Consider the following 1151-nt stretch of genomic DNA (forward strand, 5'->3'; position numbering starts at 1 on the left):
TTGACGTGCTCCCCGTTTTTGGGCCAGCGCGAGCTGGAATTTTCCGGGGTTAAAGCTCATGTCGGCGGGGATGCCGATGAGCTGTTCATGAGCGAAATCGGCACCTTGTTGCCGATCGCGCTATGTGGCCGGAACTCGTTATAGATCCTATGCAAGCTCGCCGCGGAGCTTGATACTTCACCTCCGCTTTTCCACGGAGGATGATAATGAGCGCTGATAATGTCAATGATTGCTATATCGCCCTTGAATTGAGCCAGAGAACGTGGCTGGTCGGGTACCTTTTGCCTGGCTCGGATAAGGTGCAGACGGTTACGGTTGCCGGCGGCAACGCCGAGGCTCTCCTGTCCGCTCTTTTAAGAATTCAAAGCATGACACGAAATCGCTCTCCGTCAGGATTTGCGGCAGGGCCGCTGCGAGTATGTTTCGAAGCGGGCTATGATGGCTTTTGGCTTGCCCGCTTTCTCCTCAACAGCGGTATCGATACCACCGTTTTGGACCCGTCCAGTTTTTTGGTTTCCCGTCGAGGCCGACGTGTGAAGACAGATCGCATCGATGTTGAAGCGATGGTGTTTACCCTAAAGGCCTATCTGCTCGGAGATAGGTCGGTTTGCCGCCCGGTGCGGCTACCCAGCATCGATGAAGAGGACGCCAAACGCCTCTCCCGAGAACGTACCCAATTGAAGAAGGAGCGCACGCGCCACGTCAATCGCATTCGCGCCTTGTTGGTACTCCACGGTATTCGCTCGGTTCCCGGTCTTTGGGGAGGGCGCTGGAAGGAAGTGCTTTCGAATATCCGAACTGGCGACGGCAGGGAACTGGGCCCTTTCATCTTCCGTGAGCTGTGCCGCCAGTTCGAACGCCTAGACCTCGTGCATTCGCAACTCAAGGCTCTGGAGAAAGAACGCGTTCAGGCTTGCGCATCCGAAGGAGAGATCGATAACGGCGCCAAGATCAGAGTTCTGAAGCAGCTCGATGGCATCGGCGAAACCGGCGCTGCACACTTGGTCGCCGAAGTGTTCCATCGAACATTTAAGAACCGAAAGCATCTGGCCTCTTACCTCGGACTGTCTCCCAGCCCGTATTCCAGTGGAGAGGTGCATCGAGATCAGGGCATCAGCAAAGCGGGCAACAAACAAGCACGCGTGATGCTG

Annotated in this window: 1 protein-coding gene; it reads left to right on the plus strand. The window is 56.0% G+C overall.

The window, feature by feature from the left end:
• Window positions 1–206: 206 nt before the first annotated feature.
• The coding region (locus tag EDE09_RS27945) for an IS110 family transposase (RefSeq protein ID WP_132413629.1) at window positions 207–1151 on the plus strand (945 nt) is incomplete at its 3' end.

The organism is Neorhizobium sp. S3-V5DH (assembly GCF_004343065.1).
Lineage (GTDB): Bacteria > Pseudomonadota > Alphaproteobacteria > Rhizobiales > Rhizobiaceae > Neorhizobium > Neorhizobium huautlense.